We start from the raw sequence: 6,000 nt of genomic DNA, 5'->3' as shown, positions 1-6,000 counted from the left end.
CCGCCGATGCACTCCAGCGGTACCCCAGAGAATTCAGCGGAGGACAACGACAGCGGGTAGCCATCGCACGGGCACTTGCGCTGTCACCAAAACTCATCGTATGCGACGAACCTGTTTCCGCCCTCGATCTGACGACCCAGGCCAAGGTAATGGAACTGCTCCTGGACGTACAGAAAGAAACAAACGTCGCCCTGCTGTTCATCTCCCACGACCTCAGCGTCGTCAGGGTCCTCAGCCACAGGGTCGCCGTGATGTACGGCGGACAAATAGTCGAAACCGGTGAAGCGGCCAAAGTCACCACCGCACCCGAACACCCCTACACCCAACGCCTCCTTCTGGCAGCCCCCGTAGCCAATCCCAAACGCCAAGCCGAACGCCGGCAGGCGCGGGCAGCAGCCATCCAAAAAGACAGCAACGAAAGAAACCGGATCAACGCATGAACACCCCTAACCCTCCCAGGACCATCGAAAAGTCCAGCATCGAAGACACCCTCGCCAATCTCACCCTGGAAGAAAAAACCGGACTGCTGTACCAGCCCATCGTGTTGATTGACGACGAACTTGATCTCGACGCCCCCTCTCCGCTGAACGGAGAGTCATTAAGGGAGCAAATCGTCGACAAGGGCATCCGCTACTTCTGCCTCGGAACAATGCCTTCCCCGGCCAACGCCCACACTGTTTTCCAGGAACTGCAGAACCTGGCAACCTCCACGGGCTCCAGGTTGCCGATTATCTTCTCAACGGACCCGAGGCACTCATTCATCCAGAACGAGGGCGCCAGCCACAGTGCTTCCGGTGTTTCCCAATGGCCGGAACCGATCGGTTTAGGCGCGATGCGTGATCCCGAAACTGTCCGTGCCTTCGCCGACATCGTGCGCCAGGACTACCTCGCCATGGGCATCCGCATGGCGCTTCACCCCCAAGTCGACCTGGCCACGGAACCGCGCTGGGCACGTCAAGCCCAGACATTCGGTGCCGACCCCCATCTCACAGCGACCCTCCTCCGGGCCTACCTCGAGGGCCTGCAGGGCCCCACCCTGGGACCAACCAGCATCGCGGCAACGACAAAGCACTTCCCGGGAGGCGGTCCCCAACTCGACGGCGAGGACCCGCACTTCCCGTACGGACGCGAGCAGGTCTACCCGGGCGGCCGACTGCGCGACCACCTGCTCCCCTTCGAAGCCGCGATCGACGCCGGCACGGCAGCGATCATGCCCTACTACGGCATGCCGGTAGGACTGACTCTCAACGGTGAACCCGTCGAGGAAGTTGGCTTCGCCTTCAACCGACAAATCCTCACCACGCTGCTCCGCGAGGAACTCGGATTCGACGGGATCATCCTCAGCGACTTCGGCCTCATCACCGACGCGACCGTTTTCGGCAAACCCTTCCCGGCCCGCGCCTGGGGCGTGGAACACCTGAACCGCCACCAACGTGTCAAAAAGCTTCTCGAAGCTGGCGTCGACCAGTTCGGCGGTGAAAGCGACACCAGTCTCGTCACTTCGCTCGTCCAAGCCGATGAGCTGGACGAAGAACGAATCAATTCATCCGCCCGCCGTCACCTTACCCTGATGAACAACCTGGGCATCATGGCATCCAGCCAGGCCCCCCGACCGCAGCAATTCGGCACTCCCGAGCAGATCATCCTGGGCAGGTCCGCCCAATCCAAGTCCCTTACCGTGCTGACCAATAAAGACGTCGACGGCGTGGCACCTCTTCCGGCCACCAGGCCGCATCGCGTCTTCTTGTCGAATTTCGACCCCACAGCACTCCCGGACGGCTGGACGGAAGCGCCCCTGGAAGACGCGACCATCGCCGTTGTCAGGGCCCACGCACCCTACGAAAAGCGCGATGCCTACTTCCTGGAAGATGCCATGGAACAAGGCACCCTCGAGTTCGCACCGGAATTTATTGACAGAATGCGTTCCGTGGCGCAAAAGGTTCCGCTTATCTTCATCGTTACCCTAACCCGCCCCGCAATCCTCACACCCATCGCCGAATTTGCCTCCGCCGTCGTAGCCGACTACGGTGCGTCAGACGAAGCCGTCATGGACGCCATCACCGGCAAGGTCCAGCCGCTGGGCAAACTTCCTTTCGAACTGCCTCGCAGCATGGACGCCGTTACAGCGAGCCGTCCCGATGTGCCCTCTGACACCAAGGACCCTCTGTTTCCCATCGGTTGGGGCCTGGACCTGAACGCGGTCCGGGCATGAACACCATGAGCGAAGCCACCCGTGAGCTCCTCGTCCAAGCGTTCCGCAGAGCACCACCTTCCATTAAAGGGAGGCGTTGTGGCGGTAAGGATATGTATTACGGATGCGGAAGGCAGCTGCCGCAGCCTCTAGCCGCTCCTTTCAAGCCGCTAAGCATGGCTGTTGCGTATGCGTCGGCCCATTCCGGTGGGGACTTAGACCTCGAACGGGGATAGTGGGTGCTATCCACCGCTAAGCATGGCGATGGACGAAGGATTTGCGACTGCAGTGCCTGTTAGTCAGGGACATGGCAGGGAAAGGGCGCGCAGCCCTCATTGGGCTGCGCGCCTTGTGTCAGACCTTTCGGGGCAGGTGGATATTCAGTCCGGTCCGCGTGAACGAGGACGATGCGCTCGAACCATACGTATCCGGCTCCTTGGCGTCCGGCGATGCACTCCATCGCATGGCCATTCGAGCAGGAAGTCATTTTGGCCGTCCCGGGCGCAATGTTTTGCCAGCTGACTTCCCGGACTCGAATAACTGCGTCGGCAATCTGTATGTGTTCTTCGCCGGACGCGGATCCGGTCTTTTTTCTGAGTCCTTTTGGCCCTGAAGGTTTTATCTGCCTGTACCGGTCTGCTTTGCCCCAGAGGACTTCGAGGGTGCCGACGAGGAGGGGGGCTCCAGCAGAAAATCGCTCTCACGTTGAGAGCAACGTTGTGGCGGCGATCCCTGGCGGGTGAACCTCGGGGGACAAAAACGTGAGCAAAGGAGCCGAGATGTTCTCGGGAAAGAATTCCAGGGTCTCCAACGACGGCGCTGAACCGTCGACATTGACTATTCGAGGAGGAATAGTGTCTGAAGGAAAGCGGCGGATCCACCTGCCTATGGCCGAACACGTCCGCGGTAAGCGCAGCCCTGTAACCTGCGCACTGAAATGCGGCAACGCCTGCGCAGGCCCCCTCTGCAACACAAGTTCCAACGGCTACTTCCGCGAGGTCGTCGAGGGCGCGATCTCGAGGCGGGCCGTACTGGGGCTGGGGCTCACAGGAGCCCTGACGCTAGCGCTCACAGGCCCCGGACGCGCTCAGGCCTTGGCCCCAGCGGTAACGGCCCCCGGTCGTTCCAAGCTGGTCTTCGAACCGATTGCGCCAGTTGGCGACACGGTCGACGGGGTATCCGTGCCGACCGGCTACACCTGGCGCCCCATCGTACGTTGGGGAGAGCCGCTCTTTGCCGATGCCCCTGATTTCGATCCGCACGATCAGACGCCGGAGTCCCAGGCCCGGCAGTTCGGCTACAACAATGACTATTCGGACATTCTGCCCCTGGCCGGCAGCAAGGGCAGGCACTCGCTGCTGTTTGCCAATCACGAATACGTCAATCCAGAACTCATGTTCCCTGCCGCGGAGCTGACTGCGGAGCCCGCACGCACCCGCGCCGTCGCCCGGGCAGCGGTTGGGCTTTCCGTGGTGGAGCTCAAGCGGAAGAACAAGAACGAGCCCTGGAGCTACATCCAGGGCGCTCCCCGCAACCGCCGCTTCCTCATTGAAACCGAGTACCTTTTTACCGGTCCGGCCGCGGGATCACCGCTGCTTCGCACGGTGGATGACCCATCCGGTCTTAGTGCGCGTGGCACGCTGGGCAACTGCTCCGGTGGGACTACTCCCTGGGGCACGGTCCTCTCCGGGGAGGAGAACTTCCACTTCTGCTTCCGTGCCGGCGGAACGTCCGAAGGTGACCTGCGGTACGGGCTGAGAGACACCCCCAGCCCGTCGGGCTGGGAGCTGGACCAGCCGCGCTGGGACACCCGCCAGCCTGGCCACGAGAACCAAGCGAACCACTTTGGTTGGATCGTCGAAGTTGACCCCTACGATCCAACGTCGACTCCTAAGAAGCACACCTCACTAGGTCGAATCAAGCACGAAGGCGCCAACGTCCGGATCGCTGCCAACGGCCAGGCAGTGGCGTACTCCGGAGATGACGAACGCTTCGAATACCTCTACAAGTTCGTCTCCGATGACGTCTATGTTGAGGGCAACCGGGCGCACAACATGACGCTGCTGCATCAGGGCAACCTGTATGTGGCGGAGTTCTCCGGCAACTCCGGCCCTGAAATCGACGGCAGCGGCGAGGTCCCTGGAGACGGTTCCTTCGACGGCACGGGCCGCTGGCTGCCGCTCGTCGTAGACGGCGAGTCCGCGATCCCGGGCATGAGCCTGGAGGAAGTGCTGGTCTATACCCGCCTGGCTGCCGACCGGGCCGGTGCCACGAAAATGGACCGGCCCGAAGACGTCCAGCCGCACCCGGTCACGGGAAAGATCTACGTGGCCTGCACCAACAACTCCGACCGCGGCAAGGCAGGCAAGGAAGGGGCCACCGAGGTCAACCCACGCCTGCTCAACCGCAACGGCCACATCGTGGAGATCACCGAAGACAACGGGGATCAGACCTCCACCACGTTCACCTGGAACCTGTTGCTGGTTGCTGGCGATCCCGCTAAAGACCCCACAGCGTACTTCTCAGGCTTCCCGGCGGACCAGGTTTCGCCGATTTCCTGTCCGGACAACCTAGCCTTCGATTCGGCAGGCAACCTCTGTGGGTGTCCACTGATGGCGCCGCCAAATCGATCGGCTATAACGATGGCCTATTCAAGGTAACCCTCGACGGGCCGGACCGCGGGAAAGTGGAACAATTCCTTTCGGTGCCCCGCGGTGCCGAGACGTGTGGACCCATCATCCACGACGAGGAACGCCGCATCTTCGTCTCCGTGCAGCACCCAGGGGAGGAAGGCAGCTACGAAGCGCCGCTCTCGCTCTTCCCGGATTACGTTCCGGACGGTGAAATGCCACCAGCGGGAGCCTTCCGGATGCCTCGCCCCTCGGTCATCCAGGTGTACCGCATGGACGGTTAGCCTCCCAGGGACGCGGCTCGGCCCGTGGCACCTGATAAGGGCACCTCGGGCCGGAACGCGGGAGCTAGAAAGTCGGGCACGGGTCGCAGACGCAGTGCCAGGAACATAAGCACGCCAGTGAGGCTTCCGAACGTAGGACTGTTACCCATCCTGAACTGTCAGCATCAGGTCCCCGGTCGGTACCTTCGTGTGAGCGGGTGTTTTGGCAGATCCGTGGCAGTTCTTTTGTAGCCCTCACCCGCCAAATCTCGAGTGCCGATAGTGGATATTCCGTCAACCTGGCGAGGCTCGGACCAGCTGCGCTGTGTGACTCTGTTCCATCCACAGCTGGGGTCAATTCGGGTTATCCACGGCTGGATAATGGGAGCCCCTGGACTAGCTCCCGGCAGCAGGAGCGGTGGATAACCCATGAGAATTGTCCCTGAGTGTGGGCGGCGGCGGGACCCAGCCTCTCAGTGGACTCGGATTGGAGCCTTATCTCGGAGATTCAAACAAGGCCCCTTGTGTCAGGCTGGGGTGTGCCTTAAGGAGACGAACTGCCTTGCCTTTTGGTTCGACGCGTTCGAGGAGGGAGGTTGTTACTCGTTGCCATGATCCGCGGAGGGCGGTTGCCCTTTCGCTGGCAACTGGGACAGCGGATCGTTTTTAGCCGTGAGGACGGCGAGATCGTGGATAAGTTGTTGCACCTCGCGTTCACGGCCTCGGGAAGGCAAGGCTTGAGACCTGCTCAATTGGTGGGAGGAGCAGGAATGCGCGGCACGCCCGTGGGCCGGGCTATTGCGGGGCGCTCCTCGCGGCAAACGGATCAATGAATCTCACTGGTTCCATACGACCTCCCCTAGGCGTTTTCGTTTCTTGAGTCTATGCAACGTGGATTGTGCGTGGCCCAAGAGCC

At 61.6% G+C, this 6,000-nt stretch carries 2 protein-coding genes and 1 pseudogene; all 3 read left to right on the top strand.

All coding sequences use genetic code 11. The annotated features are described in order from the left end of the window. Positions 1-440 (top strand): ATP-binding cassette domain-containing protein (locus AC5RTT_RS07380; protein WP_494144646.1); only part of this gene is annotated, 440 nt, incomplete at its 5' end. Continuing rightward, positions 437-2,212, top strand: coding sequence for a glycoside hydrolase family 3 protein (locus AC5RTT_RS07375; protein WP_494144645.1), 1,776 nt, complete (start codon positions 437-439; stop codon positions 2,210-2,212). The genes AC5RTT_RS07380 and AC5RTT_RS07375, both read left to right, overlap by 4 nt. An 866-nt stretch (positions 2,213-3,078) precedes the next feature. Then, positions 3,079-5,105, top strand: a pseudogene (locus AC5RTT_RS07370) (PhoX family protein). Positions 5,106-6,000 lie beyond the last annotated feature (895 nt).

It is taken from the genome of Arthrobacter sp. Y3221157, from assembly GCF_059089865.1.
The sequence above is the reverse complement of the archived record's forward strand: the minus strand, read 5'-3'. Positions and strand labels throughout refer to the sequence as shown.